Raw genomic sequence first — 25885 nt, 5'->3', positions numbered from 1 at the left:
CTAACCGCGCATGAACGTTGATCCGCTCCGCGCGGGCGATCCCGACCGGTTAGGCGGCTACTGGCTGGCCGGCCGGCTCGGCTCAGGGGGCCAGGGGGTCGTCTACGAAGCCTACGACGAGGCGGCCAACCGGGTGGCCGTCAAGGTATTGCACGCCTACCTCGCCGGTGATCCGCAGCTCAGGCGGCGGTTCACCCGCGAGGTGGCCGCCGCCCAGCGCGTCGCCTCCTTCTGCACCGCCCCCGTCCTGGGCCACGACCTGGACGGCGAGCGGCCCTACATCGTCAGCCAGTTCGTACCTGGCCCCAGCATGCGCGCGGCCGTCACCGCGCCCCTGACCGGCGACGCGCTGCACCGGCTCGCCGTCGGCATGGCGACCGCGCTGGCCGCCATCCACCAGGCGGGCGTCGTGCACCGCGACCTCAAGCCGGAGAACGTGCTGCTCGGCCCGGACGGGCCCCGCGTCATCGACTTCGGCATCGCACGCGCGGCCGGGCTGTCGATGACCTCGACGGGCGAGCTGACCGGCACGCCGCTCTACATGGCGCCCGAGCTCTTCTCCGGCGGCCGGGCAGAGCCCGCGGCCGACGTGTTCGCTTGGGGGGCGATGGTCTGCTTCACCGCCACCGGCCGCGACGCGTTCGGCGCGCCGACGACGGTGGCGACCATCCACCGCCTGCTCACCGAGCACCCCGACCTGTCGATGCTGCCCTCGCCGCTGCGCGAGCTGGTCGACCGGGCGCTGTCGAAGGACCCCTCGCTGCGTCCCACCGCGCAGGACCTGCTGCTCGCGCTGCTGGGCGGCACCGCCTCGCTGGCGGCCGGCGCGCGGGCCGCGTCAGCCGTACGACCGCCTGAAGAGCTGGCGGGCGAGCCTGCGCTCGGGCACATCGCCGAGCTGGTGTACGGCTCGCTGCCGCCGGACGGCAGGGAGGTGGCCAGGCAGCTCATGTTGCGCCTGGTCGACGTGCGCGAAGGTGACGAGCTGCCCAGGCCGGTCGCCCTCGACGAGCTGCCCGACCCGGCCGCCGCGGAGCCGGTGCTGGCGGCGCTGGCCGGGGCCGCGCTGATCGAGCGGGGCGCCGAGACGATCAGCGTGCGCAAGGGCGCGCTGCTGCGCGCGTGGCCGCGGCTGCACGAGTGGGTGGACGGCGACCGCGACTCGCTCAGCCGCCACCGCAGGCTCGGCGAGGCCGCCCGCCGCTGGGCGCGCAACGGCCGCCACCCGGAGGACCTGCTGCGCGGCACCGCGTTGTACGAGGCGTCCGCCTGGGCCGCCGACCTGCCCTCCCACTTCACCCTGAACGTCACGGAGAAGACGTTCCTGGAGGCCAGCCGTGCCCAGTCGGTACGGCAGGGCCGCAGGCGCCGCCTCGTGGTCACCTCGCTGGCGGGGCTGCTGGTCGTGTCCCTGACGGCGGGGGCGTTCGCGTGGCGGCAGTCGATGCTGAGCGACGAGAGCGGCAGGCAGCTCGCGGCTGAACGCGCCCAGGCGGGGGCCAGGCGGGTGGCGCTGCAGGCGGAGGCGCTGCGCAAGAGCGATCCGACGCTGGCGATGCGGCTCAGCCTGGCCGCCTACCAGATCGCCGACGTGCCTGAGTCGCGGGCTGCGGTGTTCAACTCTGCGGGGCAGCAGGAGCAGCGGGTGTTCACCGACCCGGTGCTGACCAACGCGGGCCGCGCTCTCAGCGTCGACGGGAGCACGCTGATCAGCGCGGGAGCGGACAAGGTCACGGCTTACGACGTGGCGTCGGGCAAGGTGCTGCGGTCGTTCACGGGGGTCGGGGCCGGGCCGTTCGCGGCCGCGATCAGCCCGGACGGAGACACGCTGGCGCTCTACGACGAGAACGGCAAGATCGCACTGTGGAGCATGAAGTCGGGCAAGAAGCTGGGCGAGGGCAAGCAGCAGTCGGTCGTCTCCAGCTCCATCAGGTTCAGCCCGTCCGGCCGCTACGTGATGGTTTCGGGAAACGGCGGTGGCCCCTTCGACGGGCTGTGGGACGTGGCCGCGCGCAGGTCGATCGGCTACACCGCGGGCAACTTCAACGTGATCGGCCCTGGCGACCGGTTCGGCATGGTCTCCATCGGCAAGGACTACGTGTCGCTCAGCATGCGGTCGCTGCCCAGCGGCACACCGCTCGCCGCCAAGCTGCCGAAGAAGCACGCCGTGGTGGGATTCACACCTGACGGCAAGTGGGCCGCGCTCAACACGGGCAGCAAGATGATCATGTGGAACCTCGCCGCGGGCACGGGCGACGACCGCGAGTTTCCCGAGGACTACCCCAGGGTGGTGTTCAGCTCGGACGGCTCGCTCGGAGTGGTCAGCTCGGGAAACCGGGTCACGGTCTACCGGATGAGCGACGCGGCACGGATCGCCAGGTTCACCTCGGCGGCCTGGCCGGACGGTGAGCCGCGGCTCAGCAAGGACAACCGCTACCTGACGCTGCTCGACCAGGCCGGGCAGGTCACGGTCTACGACCTCGGCGAGCAACCGCCGCCCTCGCTCCACCTGGAAGAGGACGACGCCAAGGAGATAAGCGCGGACGGCAGGACGGTCTACACCTTCGTGTCCGGCGCCGAGCAGGCCTGGACGCTGCCGGGACTCAAGCGGGTGGGCCCGCTGTTCGAGATCCCGGCCGACGTCGGGGGCACCGTGAGCACCGAGATCAGCCCCGACGGGAAGATCCTCGCCTCCACCGACACCGCCTACACCGACGGGCCGCTGACCCTGTGGAACCTGGCTACGCGGCGCAAGCTCGCCACGATCTCGCTGTCGGGCAGGAAGAGCGGCGACAACAAGTCGGGCCCGGTCTTCAGCCCGGACGGCCGCCTCGTGGCGCTCAGCTACAACGTGTCGAACGACTACTACAACATGGGCAGCGTCACCGTCGTGGAGGTCGCCGCTCCGCACCGCAAACGCTTCTTCGACACGGTCTCCGGCGGCCAGTTGAACTTCAGCGCCGACAGCAGGACCCTGACCACGGGCGACGGCGGCGGGGTCGACGTGATCGACCTGGTGACCGGCAAGGTGCTGCCCCGATCCCAGGGGCCGGGCACCACGGCCAAGAACTGGCTGGTCCTCGACCCCACCGGGACCCGTGCGGCTTCGCCGTACGGGGAGAGGGGGGTCGTGTTGTGGGACACGCGCACCTGGAAGCCGGCGAGCGCGGTCTTCCGCGTCGGCGGGTACGTCGGCGGCGCCTGGTTCTCGCCCGACGGCAGGACCATCGCCGTCACCCACGACTACCGGGTGACGCTGTTCGACGTGGCGTCAGGGCGTCAGCTCGGCTCGCCACGGGCACTGGCCACCCAGACGCAGGACACCTACAGCGCCTCACGCACGGTCATCAGCTTCGCCGCCGACAGCCGGTCGCTGCGGGCCATCGCCAGTGACGGCACCCTGCGCGAGCTGTCGCTGGATCCGGCCAAGGTCGCCGGGCAGGTGTGCTCGCGCGCGGGGCGCGGGCTCAACGCCGGCGAGTGGCGTGAGCACGTCGGGCAGGACTTCGCCTTCACCCCCACCTGCTAGCGCTCCATGAGCGCCTCCTCGAAGTCGAGGTCGGCCATCACCCGCCGCATGACCTCGTCCTCGAGGCGGCGCTCGTCGCGCAGCCTGACGAAGACGGCGCGCTCGGCGTCGAGCATCTCCCTGCGCAGCCGCCGGTAGTAGGTGCTCGGCGTCTCGGCGCCGTCCTGGCCTGTGCCGCCGCCGAGCCGTTCCCACGCGGTCATCGCGCGGCGCTGTGACTTGGCTCTGAGCTGGGCGATCGCGTCGCGCTGGATCTCGTCAGGCTCGCCCTCCGCCGCGACGACCTCGTCCAGCCGCTGGAGCCCGGCGTCGAGCGCGGCCTGCTGGGCTGAGGCCTCGGACAGGTTGTCCTCGTAGCGCTCCTGCTCGCTGGTGACCTTCAGCTTCCTGATCAGCCACGGGAACGTCAGGCCCTGGACGAGCAGGGTGCCGATCACGGTGGTGAAGGTCAGGAAGAGCATCAGATCGCGGTCGGGGAACGGCGCGCCGGTGCGCTCGATGGTGAAGGGGATGGCGATGGCGGCGGCCAGCGACACCACGCCGCGCATGCCGGCCCAGCCGACGATCGTGATCTGCTTGGCAGAAGGCCACGGCACCGACTTGATCAGCCACGCCTGGAGGTAGGCGGCGGGGAAGACCCAGACGAACCTGGCGGCGACCGTCACGAGGAACACCAGCACGGCCGCGCCGGCGAGCTCCCACGGGGAGCGCCCCTTCAGCCCTTGCAGGATCGGGACGAGTTGCAGCCCGATGAGCGCGAAGACGATCGACTCCAGCAGGAAGTCGGTGACCCGCCACACCGAGCTCGACACCAGCCGCGTGCCGAACCCCCTGCGGTGCATGCGGTGACCCAGGTAGAGGCCGACGATCACCACCGCGATGACGCCCGAGGCGTGCGCCATCTCGGCTGCCAGGTAGGCGCCGAACGGGACGAGCAGCATCACCGTGGTCTCCACGAGGGAGTCGCGGGTGCGCTCCAGGATCCAGGCGATCACCAGCGCCAGGGCCAGGCCGATCAGCGTCCCCAACACGGTCGCGCGGAGGAACACCCCCAAGGCCTCGACTGCGGCGGAGGCCTGGCCGACGGCTCCGCCCATGACGATGCCGATCGCCACCCGGTAAGCGGTCAGCGCGGTCGCGTCGTTGAACAGGCTCTCGCCGACCAGGATCGTCAGCGCCCGCCGCGGCAGGCCGAGCCTGCGTCCGACGGCGACGGCGGCCACGGCGTCCGGCGGGGCGATGATCGCGCCCAGCGCGAAGGCGGCGGCCATCGGCATGCTGGGCACCAGCAGGTGCACGGTCCAGCCGACCACGAACGTGGTGAACAGCACCAGCCCGATCGACAGCAGCGCGACGGGGCGCTTGACGTCGCGCAGGTTGAGGTAGGAGCTGTCGAGGGCGGCCGAGTAGAGCAGCGGCGGCAGGAAGACGAACAGGACGAGCTCGGGGTCGAGCTCGGCCGACGGCATGAACGGCGAGACCACCAGCCCGGCAAGGACCAGCAGCAGCGGCGCCGGCCAGCCCCTGCGCCTGGCGACGGCCGCGATCGCGATCGCGCCGGTCGCCACGAGCAGCAGATGCAGACCCATCTCCGGGTTCACCTTGCATCTACAGCGTGGAAGCTGGGCCTTTCAGGGCCGAGAGGAATCGCGGAACAGGGTTGCACAAGATTCTCCTGCAGGGTTGCAATCGTTCGGTGACACACGGTAATCTTCAGGTCAAGATTCGAACTGGTGGACGGATCGGAAGGTGCCGGATGGCGTTCGTCAGAGCCGCCGCGAAACGGGTCGGGCTGACCTCGGTCGTGCAACTGCGCCTGTTCCCGGCCGCCGAACAGCACAATGCACTGACTGCTGCGATGGAGCTGGCCAACCGGGCGGCCAACGAGGTGTCGCGGCTGGCCTGGGATCGGCGGTGTTTCGGTCGGGTGGAGTTGCACCGGCTGGCCTACCACTCGATCCGGGCAGAACTGCCCAGGCTGGGCGCGCAGGCGGCCAACCTGGCCATCGCGCGGGTGCACGGCGCCTACGCCAACCGGCGCGCCACCCGCAAACGCGCCCACACCTTCCGGCCGCAGGGCGCGACACCCTATGACGCGCGGATGCTGACGTTCAACCGAGACGCGCGCACCGCGTCGTTGTGGACGCCGTCGGGCCGGGTCAAACTCGCCTACGCGGGCCGGGACGCCGACATGAACGCGATCGAGCAATGGCCAGTGGGTGAGGCGGATCTGGTGTGCCGGGGGGGAGTGTGGCTGTTGCAGGTCACCGTCACCCTGCCCAGGCCCGAGGTCGCCGACCCGATGAACGGGTTTGTCGGGGTGGATCAGGGCATCGCCAACCTCGCCGTCACCTCCGACGGGGCGGTGCTGCCCGGCAAGGTGCTGCCGGGCACGATCGCCGGAAACGGGCACGTGCGCACGCTGCGCGAGCGGCGCCACCGCCAGCGCCGCCGCCTGCAACGCAAGGGCACCAGTTCGGCGCGGCGGGTGTTGCGCCGCCTGTCGGGCCGCGAACGGCGGATGATGACCGATGTCAACCATCAGATCAGCACGTATGTGGTGCGCGAGGCCGAACGCACCGGTCGCGGCATCGCCCTGGAAGACCTCCAAGGCATCCGCTCCCGGGTAAGGGCTCACCGGTTCCAGCGGCGCACCCTGCACTCCTGGGCCTTCGCCCAGCAGATCACCTTCACCCGCTACAAGGCAGCGCGAGCCGGTGTGCCATTCATCCTGGTGGATGCCGCATACACCAGCCAACGCTGTCCTCGGTGCGGGTACGTCTCGCGGAAGAATCGGCCCGTCCGGGCCCGATTCGTCTGTATCGGGTGTGGCCTCGCCGGGCACGCCGACCACATCGCGGCCCTCAACATCGCCCAGCGCGGCGTCGAGGGCTGGGGGACAGTCAACTCCCCACACGCTACCGGCCTCCCTTCAGCCAGACGGGACCGCGAGAGCAAGCCACCGGCTTCAGCCGGTGGTCGTTGACCTCAGTACGGGCACTCGCTCGCCCAGCGAGCGGACGATCCTGGTCACGTGGCGCAGCGTGGAACGCAGGTCACGGTCGACCGCCGCGTTCCTCAGCCGGATCGGCGGTCCAGGAGAGATTCTCGTGGGCACGAACCACGGGCGCACCTGCCAGCCTTCCGGTGTTCTCTCGAAGCGGAACCAGGCGATGGCACCCTCGTGGGTGGCCTCCAGGCCGGCCGAGGGGTTGGCGACCTGGTTGCCCAGGCCGTAGGCCACCCATTTGCCGTTGATCCGGTCGAACGGCTGGACCACGTGGGCGTGGTGGCCGACGATCAGGTCCACCTGCGGGGAGTCGAGCAGCTTGTGGGCGACGTCGAGCTGCTGGGCGCTGGGGGCGTGCTGGTACTCGTCGCCCCAGTGCAGGCTGACGATCACCACCTCTGCGCCCTGGTCCCTGGCCCTCCTGGCCTGCTTGACGATGGTCCTCGCGTCGAGGCCGTCGTTGACGAGCCAGGGTTTGTCGCGGGGTTCGACCATGCCGTTGGTGCCGTAGGTGTAGGAGAGGTGCGCGACCGTCACCCCTTTGACACGAAATATTGTGATTATTCTGGATTCTTCGACGGTTCTGGCTGAGCCGGTGTGTTTGAGGCCTGCCTTGTCGAGGGCTTCGAGGGTACGGACCACGCCGGGCTCGCCCTTGTCGATGGTGTGGTTGGAGGCGGTGGAGCAGGTGTCGTAGCCGACCCGCCTGATCGCCTTGACGACCTGCGGGGGGACGCTGAAGATCGGGTACCCGCTGTAGGGGCCGCGTCTGGGGGCGAGCGGGGTTTCCAGGTGGCAGATCGCCAGGTCCGCCCGCTGGACCACGTCCTTGACGCCTTTGAGCATCGGGTAGAAGTCCGGCTCGCCGCGGCCGTCCTGGGTGGCCTGCTGGACGAGCGGGCCGTGGAGGAGGACGTCACCGCTGGCCGCGACGGTGAACGTCTCGGGCTCCAGCACGGGCTCGATCTCGTGGGGCTGTACGGCAGGCTCCGCCGTACGGGCTGGGAGGGCCAGGAGGTGGAGCCGCGTCACCGCCGCACCGAACGCACCCACGGCCACCCGCTCGCCGGCCACCGGGGGGCGGGCCTGGGCCACCGGGTAGGGGTCAGCGAGGACGGCGGGCATGGCCAGCGCGGCTATGACGGCCATGCGGGCAAGATCCTTGCGCACCAGGGCAGGCTACGCGCAGACGACCCCTCCAGCGATCTTCGATGGCGGAAACTTGGCCCGGGGTTTCATCCCCCGACACCCACCCGCCTGGATGTCACGAAAGGACATCACGCGAGCACGGCCCTCGGCTGAGGGCCGTCACCACTCGCGGCGTTCCGACCTGTCGTCGTGTTGGTCGGGGCGGAGGCGTTCGCCGGTGACGAACATCTGGTCACCCACGTACGGGCGGGAGATGCCCGGTTCCTGGTACCCCTGCGGCTGCTGGGTGCCCATCGCGAGCAATGGGTCGACCGGGTTGGGCTGCTGGCCGTACTGCGGCTCCTGCGGCTGCGAGCGGCGGCCCGCGCCGGGAATGCCGTGCATGGGGGTGCCGAGCCCGGCCGCCGACGGGGGCGGCGGCACGTAGGCGGGCTGCGCGCCGTACTGCGGTTGCGCGGCGAAAGGCTCGGACTGCGGCTGCGCGCTGAACGGGTCGGTGCTCTGGGGGCGCTGGTGGCGCGGCTCGCTGGGCAGCTGGTAGATCGGCTCGGCGCCGGGCAGCGGCTCGGCGTACTGCGGAGCCCCGTAAGACGGCTCGCGCCCATAGTCTCCTGCGGGTTCGCGCCCATAAGCGGGCGCGTCGCCGAAGAGCGGGTCGTTCCTGGACGGCTGCTCCTGGCGCACCTGACCGCGCCTGGGCTGGTCACCGTACGGCTGGTCGTTGTAAGAGGGCTGCGGGGCCGCCTCGCCGTACGACGCGACGAGCTTGTCCGGCTGCGGCACCCCCCTGGCCACGAGCACGTCGGTCGCGGGCAGCGCGGCCGTCGGCCGCTCGTCGACCGGCGGCGCCTGCGGCACGGGCGCGACGCCCTGCGCGGGCCGCGTGTACTGGCCCGTACCCGGGTATTCCCCAGGCTCCTGTACGGCCGGCTGCTCGCCGGTGATCTCCGCATAACCGTCGTCGAGGGTGTCGAGCAACCGCCCGACGTCCTCGATCGGCATGCGGAAGCTGGCGGTGCACATCTCCCCTCGCCACAGGCTCAGGACAAGCGTGCCCTCGTGCCACGTGACCCGGAGACACCGCTCCTGACCTCGCGCATCGAAGAACACTTCACCGAATGATGGCAACGGGACAACTTCCGACATGGCAGACATACTGCTTTAACCAGCCTTTATTCGTCCACTCAACCCCGGAAAACCCTACCCGAACGGCCGCCACGCCCCTGCCGCAGACCCCATTGACCACAGCAGGAAGATCTTTCTTGACCTGGCGGGTTCCGGTCGTCAGTGTGCCACGCGAGATGCCCGGAGGGTTCTGGAACGCCGGGATGCGGTCGCCCGATCACACCCCGAGTTGTCGGTGCGGGAGGGTAGGTTGACTGCCGTGCCGGACTCCCATCTCCCACCAGTCGACGTACTGCTCAGCACCGCCGTGACCGCGCTCGGCGGCAGCGAGAGACCAGGTCAGATGACCATGGTCAAAGCCGTTCAGCAGGCGATAGACGACGAGGAGCACCTAGCCGTCCAGGCCGGCACGGGCACCGGGAAGTCGCTGGCCTACCTGGTTCCCTCGGTACGGCACGCGATGGAGTCCGACAAGCCCGTCGTGGTCTCCACGGCCACGATCGCGCTCCAGCGCCAGCTCGTCGACCGCGACCTGCCCAGGCTGGCCGAGGCGCTGACCAAGGAGCTGCCGCACGAGCCGACGTTCGCCATACTCAAGGGCCGGCGCAACTACCTGTGCCGCTACAAGGCGACGGCGGGCTGGCCCGAGGACGACGAGCAGGACCAGCTCTTCGACCCGCGCGAGGTCAGCGCGACCGGCCGCATGGTGCAGCGCATCCAGGAGTGGGCGGAGGAGACCGAGACCGGCGACCGCGACGAGCTGGTGCCGGGCGTCAACGAGCAGGCCTGGCGGCAGTATTCGGTGAGCGCGCAGGAGTGCCTGGGCGCGCAGCGCTGCCCCAGCGGCGCCGAGTGCTTCGCCGAGCTGGCCAGGGCGCGGGCGGGCGAGGTCGACGTGGTGGTCACCAACCACGCGCTGCTGGCCATCGACGCCATGGGCGACCTGGCGGTGCTGCCGGAGCACGAGGTGGTGGTCGTCGACGAGGCGCACGAGCTGGTCGACCGGGTGACCTCCGTGGTGACCAGCGAGCTGTCGGAGGTCTCCGTCTCGCTGGCCGTACGGCGGGTCGGTCGGCTGATCGAGCAGCCGATCGCCGACCAGTTGCTGGAGGCGGGCGAGGACCTCAAGGCGCTGCTGGCCGCCGCTCCCCCCGGCAGGCTCGACGAGCTGCCGCCGGTGCTGGGGCAGACCCTGGCGCTGATCCGCGACACCTCGTGGCGCTGCGTCACCGCGCTCGGGCCGCGCAACGCCGACCGCGACGATCCGGACAAGGCGGGCCAGCGCAAGGCGGCGTTCACGGCGCTCGACGAGGTGCACGACACCGCGGTGCGCATGCTGGAGGCCTACGGGCACGCGTCGGAGGTCGACCGGGCCGAGGTGGTGTGGCTCGACGGCGCCACCGACCGGCGGCCGCCGATCCTGCGGGTGGCGCCGCTGAGCGTGAGCGGCATGCTGCGCGACCGGCTATTCGGCGAGCGCACGGTGGTGCTGACGTCGGCGACGCTGGCGCTGGGCGGGTCGTTCGACGCGCTGGCGGCGCAGTGGGGGCTGGGCCAGGCGCCGTCGTCCTCGGACGACGCCGCCGACAAGCGGCGCAAGCGCGACTGGACGGGGATCGACGTCGGGTCGCCGTTCGACCACCCGCGCGCGGGGATCCTCTACGTCGCCAAGCACCTTCCGCAGCCGGGGCGCGACGGGTTGCCGCAGCAATACCTCGACGAGATCACCGAGCTGATCGAGGCGGCCGGCGGGCGGACGCTGGGGTTGTTCTCCTCGATGCGGGCCGCGAAGGCGGCGACGGAGGCGTTGCGTGACCGGCTGGACGTGCCGCTGCTGTGCCAGGGGGACGACTCGACGATGCTGCTGGTCAAGCAGTTCGCCGAGGACGAGAAGACGTGCTTGTTCGGCACTCTGTCGCTGTGGCAGGGGGTTGACGTTCCCGGGCCGTCGCTGCGGCTGGTGATCATCGACCGCGTGCCGTTCCCCCGTCCTGACGACCCGCTGACGTCGGCCCGCCAGCGTCATGTGGCGGCGCGTGGAGGGAACGGGTTCATGGCGGTGGCGGCCAACCACGCGGCGCTGCTGCTGGCGCAGGGGACGGGGCGGTTGCTGCGGTCGCAGCACGACCGGGGGGTGATCGCGGTGCTGGATCCGCGGCTGGCCACGGCTCGTTACAGCGGGTTCCTGCTCAACTCCCTCCCCCCGTTCTGGCGCACCACCGACCCCGCCGTCCCCCGCGCCGCCCTCAAACGCCTCTCCGAGGACGCCCCCTAGCCGCCGGAGGCACACCGCGTTTCGTCGCGACCCCCGTGGCCCCAAGAGCTCCTGACAGAATGAACCTCACCTCGAAAGCGCTCAGAAAGCCCAGAGAGAAGACCCTCCCTTCTATGCCCCTCTCTCCTCTTGAGGGGGACAGATGTGTGGGTGAGGTTCCCTTTTTGTTAGGCGTCCTAAGGGATGGCCCGGCCTACCCGAAGGGTCCATCGGGCAAGGACCCTCAGGTGGTCGGCGGGTCGTCCCTGAGGGCCGTTGGGTGCGCGGTGGGTGGTCTTCGAAGGGACCGTTGGCTGGTCGGAGGCTCAGCCAACACAGAGCCAACACCCGTTGGCTAGCGTCCCCGCCATGGACGGGGTGCAGTTCAGGATTCTCGGCCCGCTCGAAGTCCTGGTCGACGGCCAGGCGATCAAGCTGGGCGGCCGCCGAGCGCAGACCACGCTCGCGGTCCTCCTCCTGGCCGAGGGCCGGGTGGTGACCGTGGAGCGGCTCGTCGACGTCGTCTGGGGTGAGGAGCCCCCCACCTCCGTACGCGGCCAGGTGGCCATCGCCGTCTCCGCCCTCCGCAAGGCCTTCCGCCAGGCAGGCGTCAGGCGCGAGCTGATCGAGACCGTCGGCGCCGGATACCGCCTGCGCGCCGTACACCTGGACGCCCGCGAAGCCGACCACCTCGCGACCCAGGCGCGCGGGCTGGCGGCCCAGGGCAGAACGGCTGAGGCGGTCGCGGCCCTGCGGGAGGCGCTGGCGCTCTGGCGCGGCCCGGTGCTCGCCGATCTGGGACCGCTACCCGGCGCGGGCAGGTGGGAGGAGTTGCGGCTGGCGACGACGGAGGAGTGCGTCCAGCTCGGCCTGGCGCTGGGCCGCCACCGGGAGCTGATCCCCGAGCTGACCGACCTGCTGGCCGAGCACCCGCTGCGCGAACGCCCACGCGCCCAGCTCATGCTGGCCCTCTACCGAGCGGGAAGGCGCGGCGAGGCGCTGGAGGTGTTCCGCGCCGGGTGCAAGCTGCTCTCCGACGAGCTCGGCCTGGAGCCCGGCGCCGAGCTGCTGGACATGGAGCGGGCGGTCCTGACCGGCGACCCGTCGCTCGACCTCACGCACGGGGCCGAGGCGTCTCCCGCCGAGCTGCCCGCCGCGGTGACCGGGTTCATCGGCAGGCAGCACGAGCTCGACCGCATCCAGGCGCTCCGCGACGTCCCCATCGTGGCGATCACCGGGCCGGGCGGCATCGGCAAGTCCGCGCTGGCCGTGCGGGCGGCGCGCAGGATCGCGGGCGAGTTCGGCGACGGCCAGCTCTACGCCGACCTGCGCGGCTCCACGCCCGGCGTGGCGCCGCTGGAGCCGCATCAGGTGCTGGGCAGGTTCCTGCGCTCGCTGGGCGAGGACGACGTCCCCGCCGACCAGGACGAGGCGGCGGCCAGGTTCCGCTCGCTCACCTCGCGGCTGCGCCTGCTGGTCCTGCTGGACAACGCGACCTCGGTGGCGCAGGTCAGACCGCTGCTGCCGTCCGGCGCGGGCTGCCTGGTGATCGTCACGGCCAGGCGCGCGCTCACCACCCTGGACGGCGCGGCCCACCTGCAGCTCGCCGCCATGGAGACGGACGAGGCGGTGGCGCTGCTGGCCGGGGCGATCGGCGACGACCGGGTGTCCGGCGAGCCAGAGGCGGCGCAGGAGATCGCCGAGCTGTGCGGCGGCCTGCCGCTGGCCGTACGCATCGTGGCGGCCCGCGCGGCGGCGCACCCGCGCTGGTCGCTCGGCGAGCTGCGCGGCACGCTCGTGCGGGCCCGCAGCAGGCTCGACTCGCTCGAATACGCCGACCTGGCCGTACGCACCAGCTTCGCGGTCAGCCTGCAGCGCCTGCGCGAGGAGCCCGGCTGCGTCCCTGCCGCGCGGCTCTTCTGCCTGCTCGGCCAGCTCGACGTGCCCACGGTCACGCCGGGGGTGGCCGCCGCGCTCATGGACACCGACGAGCAGGCGGCGGCCGTGGCGCTCGACGACCTGGAGGCAGCCAGGCTGATCGACGAGGTCGCCCCGGGCAGGTACGGCATGCACGACCTGCTCAGGCTGTACGCCAGGGAGATCGCCGAGCCGGACGCCGCGCTGCCCAGGGCGGCGCACCGCTACCTGGCCACGCTGCTGAGGAGCCGCGTCCTCATGGCGCTCGGCCCCGCGCCGCTCATGTCCGGCTTCGCCGTACAGGATGGGGGGTTGCCGCTGGCCGACCGGGGCGAGGCGATCGCCTGGCTCGACGACGAGAGCGACAACCTGGTCGCGCTCGTCCTGCAGTTGCTGGGGTCGGCGGAGCACTTCCGGCTCGCGGCGCGGATGTGCACGGCGCTGGCGATGCCGCTGTTCACCAGGGGCAGGACGCACGACATGCGGGCGCTCAACCTCCGCCTGCTGGACGTGGCCGACGACCGCGAGGTGCGGGCGGACGCGCACAACAACCTCGGCATCGCCAGCCAGGGCCTCGGGCTGCCCGCGGACGGCGCGTTCCACTTCGAGCGGGCGGCCGAGCTCTGGACCGGGCTCGGCCTGCGCGACCGGGCGGCCAAGGCGATCAGCAACCTGGCCATCCCCTACCGCTGGCTGGACCGGCTGGAGGAGGCGCTGGCCTGCAACCGGCAGGCGGTCGCGCTGTTCCAGGAGCTCGGCGACCGGCACGCGGAGTCGGCGAGCCTGGACAGCCTCGGGCTGACCTGCCGCAGGATGGGCCGGTTCGACGAGTGCGTGCCCGCGCTCGAACGCGCCCTGGAGATCCGGCGCGAGCTGGGGCTGGAGCGGGAGGTGGCCATGTCGCTGTGCAACCTGGCCGAGACGTATTTCCTGCGAGGAGAGGCGGCGAGGTCGGCTGACACGTTCCAGCAGGCGTTCGAGCTGGCCGTCACGACCGGCGACCGGTATGGTCAGGCCTTCTGCCAGTGGGGGCTCGGGCAGGCGCGGCACGCGCTCGGGGATCCCGAGCGGGCCACGGCGCACTGGCACGGCGCGATCGCGCTCCTGCGCGACATGGGCCTGGTGGCGGCCGCCGAGGCTGAGCGGCTGCTCGCCCAGCCCGTTCCCGACAAGCCGTCGGCCATCGGATAGGGGGCTGGGTGGAGTTCCGGATCCTGGGTCCGCTGGAGGTCGTGTCCCGCGGGCGGGCGGTGCCGCTGGGCGGGCCGCGCACCCGGGCGACGCTGGCCGCGCTGCTGCTGGCCGACGAGCAGGTGGTGCCGATCGACCGGCTCGTCGGGCTGGTGTGGGGCGACGACCCGCCGTCGTCGGTGCGCGGGCAGGTGGCCATCGCGGTGTCCAAGCTGCGCAAGGTGCTGCCGGGTGTGATCGAGACGGTCGGCGCGGGGTACCGCGTGCCCGCCGTACGGCTGGACGCCAGGATCGCCGAGGCGCGGATCCTGTCGGCCCGCCTGGCCGCGCCGCCGGAGGCGGCCGAGGGGTTGCGCGACGCGCTCACGTTGTGGCGCGGGCCGGTGCTGGCCGGGCTGGGAGAGGTCGCCGCGGCGGCCGACCGGTGGGAGCAGCTGCGGCTCGACGTGCACGAGGAGTGGGTGGCGCTGGAGCTCGGGCTCGGACGGCACGGCGACGTGATCGGCGAGCTGACGACGTTCGTCGGGGAGAACCCGCTGCGCGAGGGTGCTCGGGCGCAGCTCATGGTGGCGTTGCACCGGTGCGGGCGGCGGGCGGACGCGTTGGAGGTGTACCGGGAGGGGTGCGCGGTGCTCGGGCGGGAGCTGGGCGTGCGGCCGGGGGCGCACCTGCGGGACGCGCTCGACACGATCATGAGCCCGGTCGTACGGCGGGCCGCCCCTGCCCCCGTCCGCGGGTTCGCCGGGCGCACGCGGGAGCTCGCGCGGTTGCGGGCACTGCTGACCAGCGAGACGGACGGCTCCGTGCCCATCGCCGCGATCAGCGGACCCCGCGGGGCCGGGAAGACGGCGCTGGCGGTGCGTGCGGGGTCGGAGGTCGCCTCGGCCTTCCCCGACGGCCTGCTGTACGCGGACCTGCGCGGGAGGTCGCCGCTGGAGGTGCTGGAGGGTTTCCTTCGCTCCCTCGGCGCCGCCGACCTCCCCGCGGACGAGGCGGAGGCGGCCAACCGCTACCGCTCGCTGACGGCGGGGCGGCGCGTGCTCGTGGTCCTGGACGACGCGCGCGACCCCTCGCAGGTGCGGCCCCTCCTCCCCTCGGGCGCGGGCTGCGCGGTGATCGTCACCAGCCGCCAGATCCTCGCCACCCTGGAGGGCGCGGCCCACCTGTACCTGTCAGGCGGGGGTCGGGGTGGTGGAGGTCTGGGCGCGGCGCCAGGCGAGGGCGGCGAAGAGGCCGACCAGCAGCCCGGCGGCCCCGGCGATCGCCAGTCCCGTCGGCGGGTCGGTCCACTGGACGAGCAGCCCACCCACCACTACGCCCAGGCCCTGCACGGCGGTCAGGGCTGAGCTGGCCAGCCCCACCGCCTGTCCCCGCTGCTCGTTGGGCACCACGCGGACGAACTCCGCGTTCGCCGACACCTGGTACGCGGTCAGCACCCCGGTCACCGTCCACAACACCAGCAGCGCGAAGAGCCCGGGATGCAGCGGCCCGGCCAGCAGCGGCGCGCACCCCAGCACCGCCATCGGCCCCATCCACCGCAGCCGCATCGCCACCGGGGCGTACCTGGTCATCACGTACACCCCGACCACGTTCCCCACCGGCAGCGCCGCCATCATGAACCCCGCCTCCACCGTCCCCAACCCCAGGAACGACGCGTAGGGCACCGCGATCGCCTCAGGAACCACGTGGAAGGCGGCCAGCAGCGCCAGCCCCAGGAGGCTGCGCAGCGGCGGCGAGCCCGCGATGAGCCGGAATCCGCCCCTGGTGGAGGCGAGCCAGGAGGCGGATCCCCGCCGGGCCGCCGGGCGCCGCCGTACGAGAACGAGGGTGACCAGCGCGCACAGCGCGAAGGTCCCCGAGTCGATCAGCAGCGACGTCGACGGCCCGGTCAGCGCCACCACCACGCCACCCGCCGCGAAGCCGATCAGCGACAGCAACTGGCTGGTCAGGTGGTTGACGGCCACCCCGGTCGCGTAGACGGACTCGGGCAGCACGTCGGGCAGCATCGCGATCCTGGACGCCCGCGACGGGGACTCCAGCAACTGCGACGCGAAGACGAGCCCGCCGAGCAGCCACAGCGGGATGCCGGGCACGGCGACCAGCGCCATGAGGACCATGCGGACGACGTCGCAGGCGATCATCACCTCGCGCCGGGGGTAGCGGTCGGCGAGCCACCCGAGCAGCGGCCCGCCGAGCAGGCCGGGCAGCAGGGTGAGCGCGTAGACGACCGCGGTCAGCGCCGGCGACCCCGTGCGCTGGTAGGCGATGACGGCCAGAGCGACCCGGGAAAGCTGATCACCCCCGCGCGACAACAGCGAACCAACCCATAACCCCTGAAACTCTCGTACGGCAAAAACCTGCCGAAACTCCCCGCGCACACGCTAGACGGTAAGGCAATAGATCAGCTTTTGTGGGGATATGAGCAACGAAGAGATCGTGGACAGCCCGACCGGATGGGTCGCCAAGCATGTCCAGCAGTACATAGAGAGCGACGGCGCCCAGGGCCACCAGTACCACGGCGCGCCCGCCCTGCTCCTGACCACCCGCGGGCGCAAGAGCGGCCTGCTGCGCCGTACCGCCCTCTACTACGGCCAGGACGGCGACGACTACCTGGTCGTCGGCTCCCAGGGCGGCGCGGACGCCCACCCGCTGTGGTACCTCAACCTGGACGCCGACCCCAACGTCCAGGTACAGGTGGAAGCCGACCGTTTCGACGCCACGGCCCGTACGGCGACGCCGGAGGAGAAGGCCAGGCTGTGGCCGATCATGGTGAAGGTGTTCAAGACCTACGACAGCTACCAGAAGAAGACCAGCAGGGACATCCCCGTGGTCATCCTCACGCGTAAGGGCTGAGGTCAGGGCGTTTCGGGTCGAGGCCGTCGCCCGACGACCGGCCGCGCAGGCGGCGGCTCACCCAGGGCACCAGGAACTCGCGCACCCACAGCGCGTCCTCGCGCCGCCTGACCCGCGGGTCCACGTCACGGGCGGGCCAGTCGTGCCGCCAGGACTCCTCGCCAGGCACGCCGAGCACGTCCAGGACGCGGGCGGCGACCAGCCGGTGGCCGTCCTCGTTCAGGTGGATGCGGTCGGCGCTCCAGGCGCGCCAGTCGCGGATGCTCTGCATCGACCACTGGTCGACCAGGCGGCAGCCGTACAGGTCGGCGATCGACCGCACGTGCAGGTAGAAGATCGCGAACTTGCCCCGCATGCGCCGCATGAGCGGCATGTCGTGCGGGTCCACCCCGGTGAACAGCAGCACCTCGGCGCCGGTGGCCCGCAGGTCGCGTACGGCTCGCGCGACCTTCTTGGCCATCACGTCGGGGTCGCTGCCCGGCCGCATCAGGTCGTTGCCGCCCGCGCAGAAGCTGATCAGGTCGGGCGCCATCTCGACGGCCACCGGCACCTGGTCGGCGACGATCTGGTCGATGAGCTTGCCGCGCACGGCCAGGTTGGCGTAGCGGAACGACGGGTCGTCGACGGCCAGCCGTTCCGCGACCCGGTCGGCCCAGCCCCTGAAGGCGCCGTCCTTCCCGGGGTCGTTCATGCCTTCGGTGAAGCTGTCGCCCAAGGCGACGAAAGACCGAAAAATCACTGCATCCTCGCGATGGCCTGGATCGCCAGCACGTAGGACTGCAGTCCGAACCCGGCGATCGTCCCCGTCGCGACGGCCGCCACCACCGAGGTGTGGCGGAACTCCTCGCGCGCGGCGGGGTTGGAGATGTGCACTTCGACGAGGGGAGCGGTGCGCTGCGCGATGGCGTCGCGCAGGGCGTAGGAGTAGTGGGTGAACGCGGCGGGGTTGAGCACCACGGGGATCTTGCCGTCGGCGGCCTCGTGCAGCCAGCCGACCAGCGTCGCCTCGTCGTCGGTCTGCCTGACCTCGACCTCGTGGCCCAGCTCCTTGCCCGTCTCGACGCAGAGCTTCACCAGGTCGTCGAAGGTGTCAGCGCCGTAGATGGACGGCTCGCGGATGCCGAGCCTGCGCAGGTTGGGCCCGTTGAATACGTAGATCATCGCCCCACCCTGTCGTAGGCGGCCTCCAGGAGCTCCTCCGCCGGGTCTTCGAGGCTGCCGGGCTTGGCCAGGTCGTCGAGGACCACGAAGCGCTGCTTGGCGCCGCGGTTCTTCTTGTCCAGGCGCATGTGGTCGCGCAGCTCGGGCCAGGCGTCCCTGCGGTAGGAGGTCGGCAGCCCGACCGAGGTCAGGATGTCGCGGGTGCGCTCCACCAGGTCGGCGCGGCCGGCGAGCTTGGACAGCTCGGCGGCGTAGACCATGCCGATGGCGACGGCCTCGCCGTGGCGCATGTGGTAGCTCTCGGCGCGCTCGATGGCGTGGGCGAGGGTGTGTCCGTAGTTGAGGATCTCACGCAGCCCGGCCTCGCGCAGATCGGCGCCGACGACGTCGGCCTTCACCTGGATCTTGCGCTCGATCAGCTCGCGGGTGTGCTCGCCCTCGGGCCTGGCCGCCGCGTCCGGGTCGTCCTCGACGAGCATGAGGATCGTCGGGTCGGCGATGAAACCGCCCTTGATGATCTCGGCGAGCCCGGCCACGTAGTCCTGGCGGGGCATCGACGGCAGCGTCGCCAGGTCGCACAGCACCCCGGCGGGGGCCAGGAAGGTGCCGACGAGGTTCTTCCCCTCGGGGGTGTCGATGCCGTTCTTGCCGCCGACGGCCGCGTCGACCATGGCCAGCAGCGTGGTCGGGACCAGCACGACCTTGATGCCGCGCAGCCAGGTGGCGGCGGCGAACCCGGCCAGGTCGGTGGTCGCTCCCCCGCCGACGCCGACGACGGCGTCGGAGCGGGTCACGCCGTAGCGGCCGAACGCCGACCAGAGCCCGGCGGCGACCTCGACGGTCTTGGCGGCCTCGCCGTCGGGCACCGGGAGAGCGACGACCTCGAACCCGGCCTTCTCCAGCGCGTGCACGACCGGGCGGGAGATCTCCGGCAGCGACGCCGGGTGGATGACGGCGACCGTGCGGACGCCGGCGCCGAGCAGTCCGGGCAGCTCGCCCAGCACGCCCGTGCCGACGACCACGTCGTACGGGTTGTCGCCGCGTACGGTGATGCGCGAGGCTGTCATCGGCCCAGGCCCTTCACGATCTCGTCGGCCAGTTCGCGCGGGTCGCGCCCGTCGGTGTTGACGATGAGTACGGCCAGCCGCTCGTAGATCGGCTTCCGCTCGTCCATGAGCTTCTTCAGCGTGCTGCGCGGGTTGAGCACCAGCAGCGGCCGCGCCGAGCTCAGGCCGACCCGCTGCACCGCGTCGGCCAGGCCGACCTGCAGGTAGACGACCTGGTGCCCGTCGAGCAGCGCCTGGGTGTCCTCGCGCAGGATCGCGCCGCCACCGAGCGACAGCACTCCATCGTGCTCGGCCAGGGCCTTGGCGACGGCTTGGTGCTCCAGCTCGCGGAAGTGCTCCTCGCCGTCCTCGATGAAGATGTCGGACACCGGCTTGCCCGCGACGACCTCGACGTCGAGGTCGGTGTCGCGGTAGGCGACGCCGAGCCGCTCGGCCAGCAACCGGCCGAGCGTGGACTTGCCGGATCCAGGAGGTCCAATCAGGACTGCTGTGGTCACTTGATCACCATCGAGGAGAGGTAGCCGGACAGGTTGCGCGCGACCTCTTCGACCGAGTCGCCGCCGAACTTCTCGAGCGCGGCGTCGGCCAGCACCAGCGCCACCATCGCCTCGGCGACGATGCCGGCGGCCGGGACCGCGCAGACGTCGGAGCGCTCGTGGTGGGCCTTGGCCGCCTCGCCGGTCTTGACGTCGATCGTGGCCAGCGCCCTGGGGACGGTGGAGATCGGCTTCATCGCGGCGCTGACCCTGAGGATCTCGCCGTTGGTCATGCCGCCCTCGACGCCGCCCGCGCGGTTGGTGATGCGCTTGACGCCGTCCTCGGTGGTGTACTCGATCTCGTCGTGCGCGCGCGAGCCTGGGCGGCGCGCGGTCTCGAAGCCGTCGCCGACCGCCACGCCCTTGATCGCCTGGATGCCCATGAGCGCCCCGGCCAGCCGGGAGTCGAGGCGGCGGTCCCAGTGGGTGTAGCTGCCCAGGCCCGGCGGCAGGCCGTAGGCGAGGACCTCGACGACGCCGCCGAGGGTGTCGCCGTCCTTGTGCGCCCTGTCGATCACCTCGACCATGGCCGCGCTGCCCGCCGGGTCGAAGCACCGCACCGGGTCCTCGTCGATGACGGCCAGGTCGCCGGGGCCGGGGAAGGCGCCGGGCGAGACCGCGCCGCCGATCTCGGTGACGTGGCTGACGATGTCGACGCCGAGCGCCTGCTTGAGGAAGCGCCTGGCGACCTCGCCGAGCGCGACGCGGGCCGCCGTCTCGCGGGCGCTGGCCCGGTCGAGGACGTTGCGCGAGTCGTCGAAGCCGTACTTCTGCATGCCCGCCAGGTCGGCGTGCCCCGGCCTGGGGCGCGACCTGGGGGCGTTGCGCGCCAGGCCCTCCAGCTCGGCGGGGTCGACCGGGTCGGCCGCCATGACCTTCTCCCACTTGGGCCACTCGGTGTTGCCCACGCGGATGGCGACGGGGCTGCCCATCGTGCGGCCGTGCCGTACGCCGCCGACGATGTTCACCTCGTCCTGCTCGAACTTCATGCGCGCGCCGCGGCCGTAGCCGAGGCGGCGGCGGCGCAACGCCTCGTCGATCGCCGCCGTGGTGACCTCGACCCCGGCGGGGAGGCCTTCCAAGATCGCGACGAGCTCGGGGCCGTGGGACTCTCCTGCGGTCAACCAGCGCAACATGGGGTCAAGTCTTCCATGTGCGGCCGGGTGCGCCTGCACCCACCTCACATACGGTGGAATCCACCATTATCGAGCGGGTTGAAGAGCAGCCCGTTGAGGTGATCGACGGCGTAGCAGATCGCGCCGATCGCCACGCACTCGTCGCCGAGCGTGGAGGCCCGCAGCTCGGGCGTGCGCAGGCACATCGCGGCGAGCTCGGCCTCCAGCGGGCCGAGCAGCATGTCGGCCGAGCGGGAGAACCCGCCGCCGAGAACGATGAGGTCAGGGTCGACGGTCAGCGCCATCGCGGCCGTGGCCAGGCCGAGCAGCTTGACGTAGCGCATCACCGCGGCCTGCGCGTCCCTCTCGCCGCGCCTGGCCGCCTCGAACACCCCCCAGTAGTCGGCCGAGCCCTCCTGGAGCAGGTCGCTGGAGCGGCTGAGGTTGAACAGCGGGTGCAGGCCGATCTCTCCCGCCGCGCCGGCGCCGCCGCGCAGCGGGACGCCGTCCAGCACGACGGCGGCGCCCGCCCTGCGCCCGATGTGCAGGAAGATCAGGTTGGGCACGTCGCGGGCGACGCCCCTGCGGCACTCGGCCAGCGCGGCGAGCCTGCTGTCGTTCTCCACCAGCACCGGGCAGGGCAGCCTGGCGCCCAGGTGCTCGGCCAGCGGCACCCCCGACCAGTCCTGGATGGCCAGGGAGAGCACCACGCGCCCGTCGAGGTCGACGTAGCCGGTGCTGCCCGCCGTGGCCGCCCACACGTCGGCTGGCGCCACCCCCGCCCCGGCCAGGCACGCGTCGACGGCCCTGTCCACGGCGGCCAGCCGCTCGGCGCGCGACTGCTCGGGGGCGACCGGCTCGCGGGCCAGGTGCAGCACGTTCCCGTCGAGGTCGGCGACGGCGGCCAGGACCTTGTGCGCTCCTATGTCGAGGCCGAGGACCCGCCCGTTGTCCGCGCGGAAGCGATAGCGGCGGGCCGGCCGCCCCTTGCCGCCCGCGCTCGGGTCCATCTCCGCCACCCAGCCCTGCTCGACCAGGTCGCGGACGAGCTCCTTGATGGTGGCCCTGGCCAGGTCGGTGCGCTCGGCCAGCTGGGTGAGCGCGAGCGGGCCCTCGGCGCGCAGGGTCGAGATGACGGTCAGGGCGTTGAGCCGCCTGAGCCGCTGGAGATCGCCGCCGCCTACAGCGAGCGCCACATTTCCCCCTCTTGACGCGGATTAATGGTGGACTCCACTATAAAGGCGCTTCCCCCGAAGCGCGCAAGGAGGTGATGGGGTTGCGGTTCCTGCTGTCCCGGCTGGGGTTCTACGTGCTGACCACGTGGGTGGCGGTGACGGTCAACTTCCTGGTGCCGCGGTTCATGCCGGGCGACCCTGCCGAGGAGCTGGCCGACCGGCTCAGGCGCCAGACCGGCCAGTCGCTGTCGGCCGAGCAGCTCGCGGCGATCAGGCGGTTCTTCGGCGACCCGACCAAGGACGTGTTCCGCCAGTACCTCGACTACCTCGCCTCGGTCGCGCGGCTCGACTTCGGCTCCTCGCTGCACCACTTCCCCATGCCGGTCGCCACGCTGGTCGGCGACGCGCTGCCGTGGACGGTCGCGCTGGTCGGCGGCACGACGGTGGTCGCCTGGCTGCTCGGCACGGGGCTGGGCGCGGTGCTGGGCTGGAAGCCCGGCGGGCGGCTCGACTCGGTGATCGCACCGGCCACGACGTTCCTGCACGCGATCCCCGCCTTCTGGCTGGCGCTCATCGGCTTCTACGTGTTCGCCTTCGAGCTGGAGTGGTTCCCGCTGGGCGGCGCGCACGACCCCGACCTGGACCCGGCGCTCAGCCCCGAGTTCCTCGGCAGCGCGTTATGGTACGGCGCGCTGCCCGCCGTGTCGCTGATTTTCGTCGGGTTCAACGGCTGGCTCTTCGGCATGCGGAACATGATGGTCACCACCATCAGCGAGGACTACGTGCTGCTGGCCAGGGCCAAGGGGCTGCCCGCCGTACGGGTGCTGTTCCGGTACGCGGCGCGCAACGCGATGCTGCCCAACGTCACCGGCCTGGCCGTCGCGGTCGGCGCGGTGATCGGCGGCGAGCTGGTGACCGAGGTGGTCTTCTCCTACCCGGGCCTGGGCCATGTCCTGTTCGAGGCGGTCAAGGGCAAGGACTACCCGGTCATGCAGATGATCTTCCTGATGATCACCCTGCTCGCGGTCACCGCGAACTTCGCAGCGGACGCCGTCTACGCCGCGCTCGACCCGCGGACGAAGGAGCAGCGCTGACATGCGCAACGGAAAGGTACGCGTCGGCGCGGTGCTGCTGGCCGCGTTCGCGCTGCTCGCCCTGGCCGGGCCGTGGCTGGCAGGGACGCTGCTGGGGCTCGGCGCGCGGACCATCGACTACGACGCGCTCGGCGTCGGGCCAGGCGGAGCGCACCCGCTCGGCACGACCCAGTCGGGCGAGGACATCCTGGCGCAGGTGCTGGTCGGGGCGCGCGGCTCGGTGCTGGTCGGGCTGGTGACCGGCGTGGTGAGCACCGGGCTGGCCGTCCTCGTCGGGCTCACCGCGGGCTTCGCCGGCGGGCGGACGGACAAGGTGCTCACCGTCGCCACCAACGTCATGCTCACGCTGCCCGGCCTGCCCCTCATCCTCATCATCGCCGGCTACCTCGACCAGGCGGGACCGGTGACCATCGGGCTGCTGCTCGGCGTGCTCGGCTGGTCGGCCAGCGCACGCTACCTGCGCGCCCAGACGATGTCGCTGCGCGCGCGGGACTTCGTGGCCGCGATGCGGATGGTCGGCGAGAGCCGTACCCGCCTGGTGTTCTACGAGATCCTGCCGCACCTGACCGGCCTGATCTCGGCGCTGTTCCTCGCCGGAGTCGTCGGCGGCGTGCTGGGCGAGGCCGCGCTGGCCTTCCTCGGCATCGTCAGCCCGGACACGATCTCCTGGGGAAGCATGATCAGCGAGGCGCAGCAGCAGAGCGCGCTGCTGCGCGGCATGTGGTGGTGGTTCGGCCCGCCCGGCTTCTGCATCGCGCTGTTCGGCTCGGCGATCGCGCTGCTGAACTTCGGCATCGACGAGATGAGCAACCCCCGGCTCAGGAGGCACCGTGAACCCGCTGCTTGAGGTCGAGGGCCTCACCGTCCAGTACGGCCAGGCCGTCAAGGCGTGCGTCGACGTGTCGTTCACGCTGGAGCGCGGCGAGATCCTCGGCGTGGCCGGGGAGTCGGGCTCTGGCAAGTCCACCCTGATCACCGCGCTCACCCGGCTGCAACGGCCGCCCGCGCGCACCACGGCCGGGCGGGTGATCCACCACCCGCGCGGCGGCGAGCCGGTCGACCTGGTCCCGCTGAGCGAGCGCGAGCTGCGCCGCTACCGGTGGACGTCGCTGTCGATCGTGCTGCAGAGCGCGATGGACGCGCTCAACCCGCTCATGCGGGTGGGCGACCAGTTCACCGACGCGTTGCGCGGGATGAGGAAGGAGGCGGCGCGGGAGCGGGCGAAGGAGCTGCTGACGATGGTCGGCATTCCCGCCGAGCGGGTCCGCGCCTACCCGCACGAGATGTCCGGCGGCATGCGCCAGCGCGCCTCGATCGCGCTGGCCCTGGCCTGCGAGCCCGACCTGGTCGTCATGGACGAGCCCACCACCGCCGTGGACGTCGTCATGCAGCGCCTGATCCTGCAGCAGATCGTGCGGCTGCGCCAGGAGCTCGGCTTCGCGGTGATCTTCGTGACCCACGACCTGCCGCTGCTGCTGGAGGTCGCCGACCGCATCGCGGTCATGTACGGCGGGCGGATCGTGGAGATCGGCGACGCGACCGGCATCTACCACGACCCGCTGCACCCGTACACCAGAGGCCTGCGCGACTCCTTCCCCCCGCTGCGCGCGGCCAGGGAGCGCCTCCACGGCATTCCCGGCTCGCCGCCCGACCTGCGCCACCCGCCGCCCGGGTGCGCCTTCCACCCCCGCTGCGACCGCCGCCTGTCCCTGTGCGAGGAGTCGAGGCCGGAGCTGCGCGCGGTCGACGGCCGTACGGTCGCCTGCCACCTGACGGGAGCGGCCCGGTGACGCTCGAAGCCCTGCACGTGAGCAAGCACTTCCCCGGCGGGGTGCGCGCCGTCGAGGACGTCTCCCTCGTCCTGAGCCCCGGCAGGATCGTCGGGCTGGTCGGCGAGAGCGGGAGCGGCAAGACCACGCTGGCCAGGATGCTGGCGATGTTCCACGCCCCGACCGAGGGCGAGATCAGGCTGAACGGCCGGCCGGTGCGCGACGCCCGCGACTACCACAAACACGTGCAGCTGATCTTCCAGGACCCGTTCAGCTCGCTCAACGGCCTGCGCACGGTTGGCTACACGATCGGCAGGGCGCTGCGCATCCACAGCGGCCTGCGCGGCAGGAAGGCGATCGAGGAGGCGACGGCCGACCTGCTCGCCCAGGTCAACCTCGCCCCCGAGTACATGGCCAAGCTCCCCCACGAGCTGTCCGGCGGCCAGCGGCAGCGCGTCGTCATCGCCCGCGCGCTAGCGGTCGGCTCCAGCGTGCTGCTCGCCGACGAGCCGATCTCCATGCTGGACGTCTCCATCCGCCTGGACGTGCTCAACCTGCTCGCCGAGCTGCGCGACCGGCGCGGCCTGTCCATCCTCTACATCACCCACGACATCGCCAGCGCCCGCTACCTGTGCGACGAGATCTGCGTGATGTACGGCGGCCGCATGGTCGAGTCCGGTCCCGCCGAGGAGGTCATCCAGCGTCCACGCCACCCCTACACCCAGCTCCTGCTCGACTGCGCCCCCGACCCGTCCCGCGACCTCGGCGTCCTGAAGGAGGAACTCTCGTACGGCGAGCCGCCCAGCCTCACCGACCCGCCACCCGGCTGCAGGTTCGAACCCCGCTGCCCGCACGCCCGGCCCGCCTGCGCCCGGGAGCAACCGCCCCGCGCCGAGTTCCCCACCGGACAGTGGACCGACTGCTGGCTCCACGCCTGACC

The 25885-nt window shown here is 71.8% G+C and carries 19 protein-coding genes and 1 pseudogene; 10 read left to right on the top strand and 10 right to left on the bottom strand.

The features are described 5' to 3' along the window. Nucleotides 1-10: 10 nt before the first annotated feature. Nucleotides 11-3529: a WD40 repeat domain-containing serine/threonine protein kinase gene (locus tag ACIBG8_RS32965; RefSeq protein WP_397346959.1), complete on the top strand. Its 3519-nt coding sequence runs from the start codon at nt 11-13 to the stop codon at nt 3527-3529. Here ACIBG8_RS32965 and ACIBG8_RS32960 read toward each other — a convergent pair. Continuing rightward, nucleotides 3526-5118, bottom strand: coding sequence for a Na+/H+ antiporter (locus tag ACIBG8_RS32960; protein WP_397346958.1), 1593 nt, complete (start codon nt 5116-5118; stop codon nt 3526-3528). The genes ACIBG8_RS32965 and ACIBG8_RS32960 overlap by 4 nt on opposite strands. A gap of 167 nt (nt 5119-5285) precedes the next feature. On the opposite strand from ACIBG8_RS32960, the gene ACIBG8_RS32955 reads away from it, so the two are divergent. Then, complete coding sequence (locus ACIBG8_RS32955; protein WP_397346957.1) at nt 5286-6515, top strand: RNA-guided endonuclease InsQ/TnpB family protein; 1230 nt, start codon at nt 5286-5288, stop codon at nt 6513-6515. Here ACIBG8_RS32955 and ACIBG8_RS32950 read toward each other — a convergent pair. Next, a complete protein-coding gene (locus ACIBG8_RS32950) occupies nt 6498-7709 on the bottom strand; it encodes a CapA family protein (RefSeq protein WP_397346956.1) in 1212 nt (403 codons plus the stop codon). The two genes, ACIBG8_RS32955 and ACIBG8_RS32950, sit on opposite strands and share 18 nt — an antisense overlap. Nucleotides 7710-7847: 138 nt before the next feature. After that, complete coding sequence (locus tag ACIBG8_RS32945; RefSeq protein ID WP_397346955.1) at nt 7848-8711, bottom strand: hypothetical protein; 864 nt, start codon at nt 8709-8711, stop codon at nt 7848-7850. 361 nt (nt 8712-9072) lie between these two features. Between ACIBG8_RS32945 and ACIBG8_RS32940 the strand changes: the two genes are divergently transcribed. The 3 genes and pseudogenes from ACIBG8_RS32940 to ACIBG8_RS32930 all read left to right on the top strand — a co-directional run. Then, nucleotides 9073-11088: an ATP-dependent DNA helicase gene (locus ACIBG8_RS32940; RefSeq protein WP_397346954.1), complete on the top strand. Its 2016-nt coding sequence runs from the start codon at nt 9073-9075 to the stop codon at nt 11086-11088. A gap of 348 nt (nt 11089-11436) precedes the next feature. Further along, nucleotides 11437-14175 (top strand): BTAD domain-containing putative transcriptional regulator, encoded by a 2739-nt coding sequence (locus ACIBG8_RS32935; protein ID WP_397346953.1) that lies wholly within the window; start codon nt 11437-11439, stop codon nt 14173-14175. An 8-nt stretch (nt 14176-14183) separates the two neighbouring features. Next, nucleotides 14184-14846: pseudogene (locus ACIBG8_RS32930) on the top strand (BTAD domain-containing putative transcriptional regulator); the annotation flags it as partial. 501 nt (nt 14847-15347) lie between these two features. Here the strand turns inward: ACIBG8_RS32930 and ACIBG8_RS32925 are convergent. Further along, nucleotides 15348-16553 (bottom strand): MFS transporter, encoded by a 1206-nt coding sequence (locus ACIBG8_RS32925; RefSeq protein WP_397346952.1) that lies wholly within the window; start codon nt 16551-16553, stop codon nt 15348-15350. Nucleotides 16554-16593: 40 nt separating this feature from the next. Between ACIBG8_RS32925 and ACIBG8_RS32920 the strand changes: the two genes are divergently transcribed. Continuing rightward, nucleotides 16594-17028, top strand: a complete 435-nt coding sequence (locus ACIBG8_RS32920) for a nitroreductase family deazaflavin-dependent oxidoreductase (RefSeq protein ID WP_397346951.1) — start codon at nt 16594-16596, stop codon at nt 17026-17028. Here ACIBG8_RS32920 and ACIBG8_RS32915 read toward each other — a convergent pair. The 6 genes from ACIBG8_RS32915 to ACIBG8_RS32890 are packed head-to-tail and all read right to left on the bottom strand — an operon-like array spanning nt 17012 to nt 22103. Further along, complete coding sequence (locus tag ACIBG8_RS32915; protein ID WP_397346950.1) at nt 17012-17767, bottom strand: SGNH/GDSL hydrolase family protein; 756 nt, start codon at nt 17765-17767, stop codon at nt 17012-17014. The genes ACIBG8_RS32920 and ACIBG8_RS32915 overlap by 17 nt on opposite strands. After that, on the bottom strand, nt 17764-18189 hold the full coding sequence (gene aroQ / locus ACIBG8_RS32910; RefSeq protein WP_397346949.1) for a type II 3-dehydroquinate dehydratase: 426 nt from the start codon (nt 18187-18189) through the stop codon (nt 17764-17766). Before aroQ ends, ACIBG8_RS32915 begins: the two co-directional genes overlap by 4 nt. Then, a complete protein-coding gene (gene aroB / locus ACIBG8_RS32905) occupies nt 18186-19256 on the bottom strand; it encodes a 3-dehydroquinate synthase (protein ID WP_397346948.1) in 1071 nt (356 codons plus the stop codon). Before aroB ends, aroQ begins: the two co-directional genes overlap by 4 nt. Further along, nucleotides 19253-19753, bottom strand: a complete 501-nt coding sequence (locus ACIBG8_RS32900; RefSeq protein ID WP_397346947.1) for a shikimate kinase — start codon at nt 19751-19753, stop codon at nt 19253-19255. Before ACIBG8_RS32900 ends, aroB begins: the two co-directional genes overlap by 4 nt. Beyond that, entirely contained in the window at nt 19750-20928 is a 1179-nt protein-coding gene (aroC, locus tag ACIBG8_RS32895) for a chorismate synthase (RefSeq protein ID WP_397346944.1), read from the bottom strand. Before aroC ends, ACIBG8_RS32900 begins: the two co-directional genes overlap by 4 nt. Nucleotides 20929-20972: 44 nt before the next feature. Continuing rightward, on the bottom strand, nt 20973-22103 hold the full coding sequence (locus ACIBG8_RS32890; protein WP_397346943.1) for an ROK family protein: 1131 nt from the start codon (nt 22101-22103) through the stop codon (nt 20973-20975). A gap of 74 nt (nt 22104-22177) precedes the next feature. Here ACIBG8_RS32890 and ACIBG8_RS32885 point away from each other — a divergent pair, with 74 nt between their 5' ends. Genes ACIBG8_RS32885 through ACIBG8_RS32870 form a run of 4 tightly spaced genes read left to right on the top strand, consistent with a single transcriptional unit; the run spans nt 22178 to nt 25883 of the window. After that, a complete protein-coding gene (locus tag ACIBG8_RS32885; RefSeq protein ID WP_397346941.1) occupies nt 22178-23176 on the top strand; it encodes an ABC transporter permease in 999 nt (332 codons plus the stop codon). A gap of 1 nt (nt 23177) precedes the next feature. Continuing rightward, the gene (locus ACIBG8_RS32880) at nt 23178-24023 is read left to right on the top strand and encodes an ABC transporter permease (protein WP_397346940.1); all 846 of its coding nucleotides are present in this window, start codon (nt 23178-23180) and stop codon (nt 24021-24023) included. Next, complete coding sequence (locus tag ACIBG8_RS32875) at nt 24007-24966, top strand: ABC transporter ATP-binding protein (RefSeq protein WP_397346939.1); 960 nt, start codon at nt 24007-24009, stop codon at nt 24964-24966. The genes ACIBG8_RS32880 and ACIBG8_RS32875 overlap by 17 nt, the downstream gene beginning before the upstream one ends. Next, the gene (locus ACIBG8_RS32870; protein ID WP_397346938.1) at nt 24963-25883 is read left to right on the top strand and encodes an ABC transporter ATP-binding protein; all 921 of its coding nucleotides are present in this window, start codon (nt 24963-24965) and stop codon (nt 25881-25883) included. Before ACIBG8_RS32875 ends, ACIBG8_RS32870 begins: the two co-directional genes overlap by 4 nt. Nucleotides 25884-25885: the final 2 nt, after the last annotated feature.

Origin of the sequence: Nonomuraea sp. NPDC050556 (genome assembly GCF_044457355.1) — a bacterium.
Classification (GTDB): Bacteria; Actinomycetota; Actinomycetes; order Streptosporangiales; family Streptosporangiaceae; genus Nonomuraea.
The sequence above is the reverse complement of the archived record's forward strand: the minus strand, read 5'-3'. Positions and strand labels throughout refer to the sequence as shown.

What these genes read in the sequence shown, in the direction of transcription:
- ACIBG8_RS32965 (WP_397346959.1), top strand. Translation starts at nt 11, where the DNA reads ATGAACGTTGATCCGCTCCGCGCGGGCGATCCCGACCGGTTAGGCGGC.
- ACIBG8_RS32960 (WP_397346958.1), bottom strand. Translation starts at nt 5,118, where the DNA reads ATGGGTCTGCATCTGCTGCTCGTGGCGACCGGCGCGATCGCGATCGCG.
- ACIBG8_RS32955 (WP_397346957.1), top strand. Translation starts at nt 5,286, where the DNA reads ATGGCGTTCGTCAGAGCCGCCGCGAAACGGGTCGGGCTGACCTCGGTC.
- ACIBG8_RS32945 (WP_397346955.1), bottom strand. Translation starts at nt 8,711, where the DNA reads ATGTGCACCGCCAGCTTCCGCATGCCGATCGAGGACGTCGGGCGGTTG.
- ACIBG8_RS32935 (WP_397346953.1), top strand. Translation starts at nt 11,437, where the DNA reads ATGGACGGGGTGCAGTTCAGGATTCTCGGCCCGCTCGAAGTCCTGGTC.
- ACIBG8_RS32920 (WP_397346951.1), top strand. Translation starts at nt 16,594, where the DNA reads ATGAGCAACGAAGAGATCGTGGACAGCCCGACCGGATGGGTCGCCAAG.
- aroQ (WP_397346949.1), bottom strand. Translation starts at nt 18,189, where the DNA reads ATGATCTACGTATTCAACGGGCCCAACCTGCGCAGGCTCGGCATCCGC.
- aroB (WP_397346948.1), bottom strand. Translation starts at nt 19,256, where the DNA reads ATGACAGCCTCGCGCATCACCGTACGCGGCGACAACCCGTACGACGTG.
- aroC (WP_397346944.1), bottom strand. Translation starts at nt 20,928, where the DNA reads ATGTTGCGCTGGTTGACCGCAGGAGAGTCCCACGGCCCCGAGCTCGTC.
- ACIBG8_RS32885 (WP_397346941.1), top strand. Translation starts at nt 22,178, where the DNA reads ATGGGGTTGCGGTTCCTGCTGTCCCGGCTGGGGTTCTACGTGCTGACC.
- ACIBG8_RS32880 (WP_397346940.1), top strand. Translation starts at nt 23,178, where the DNA reads ATGCGCAACGGAAAGGTACGCGTCGGCGCGGTGCTGCTGGCCGCGTTC.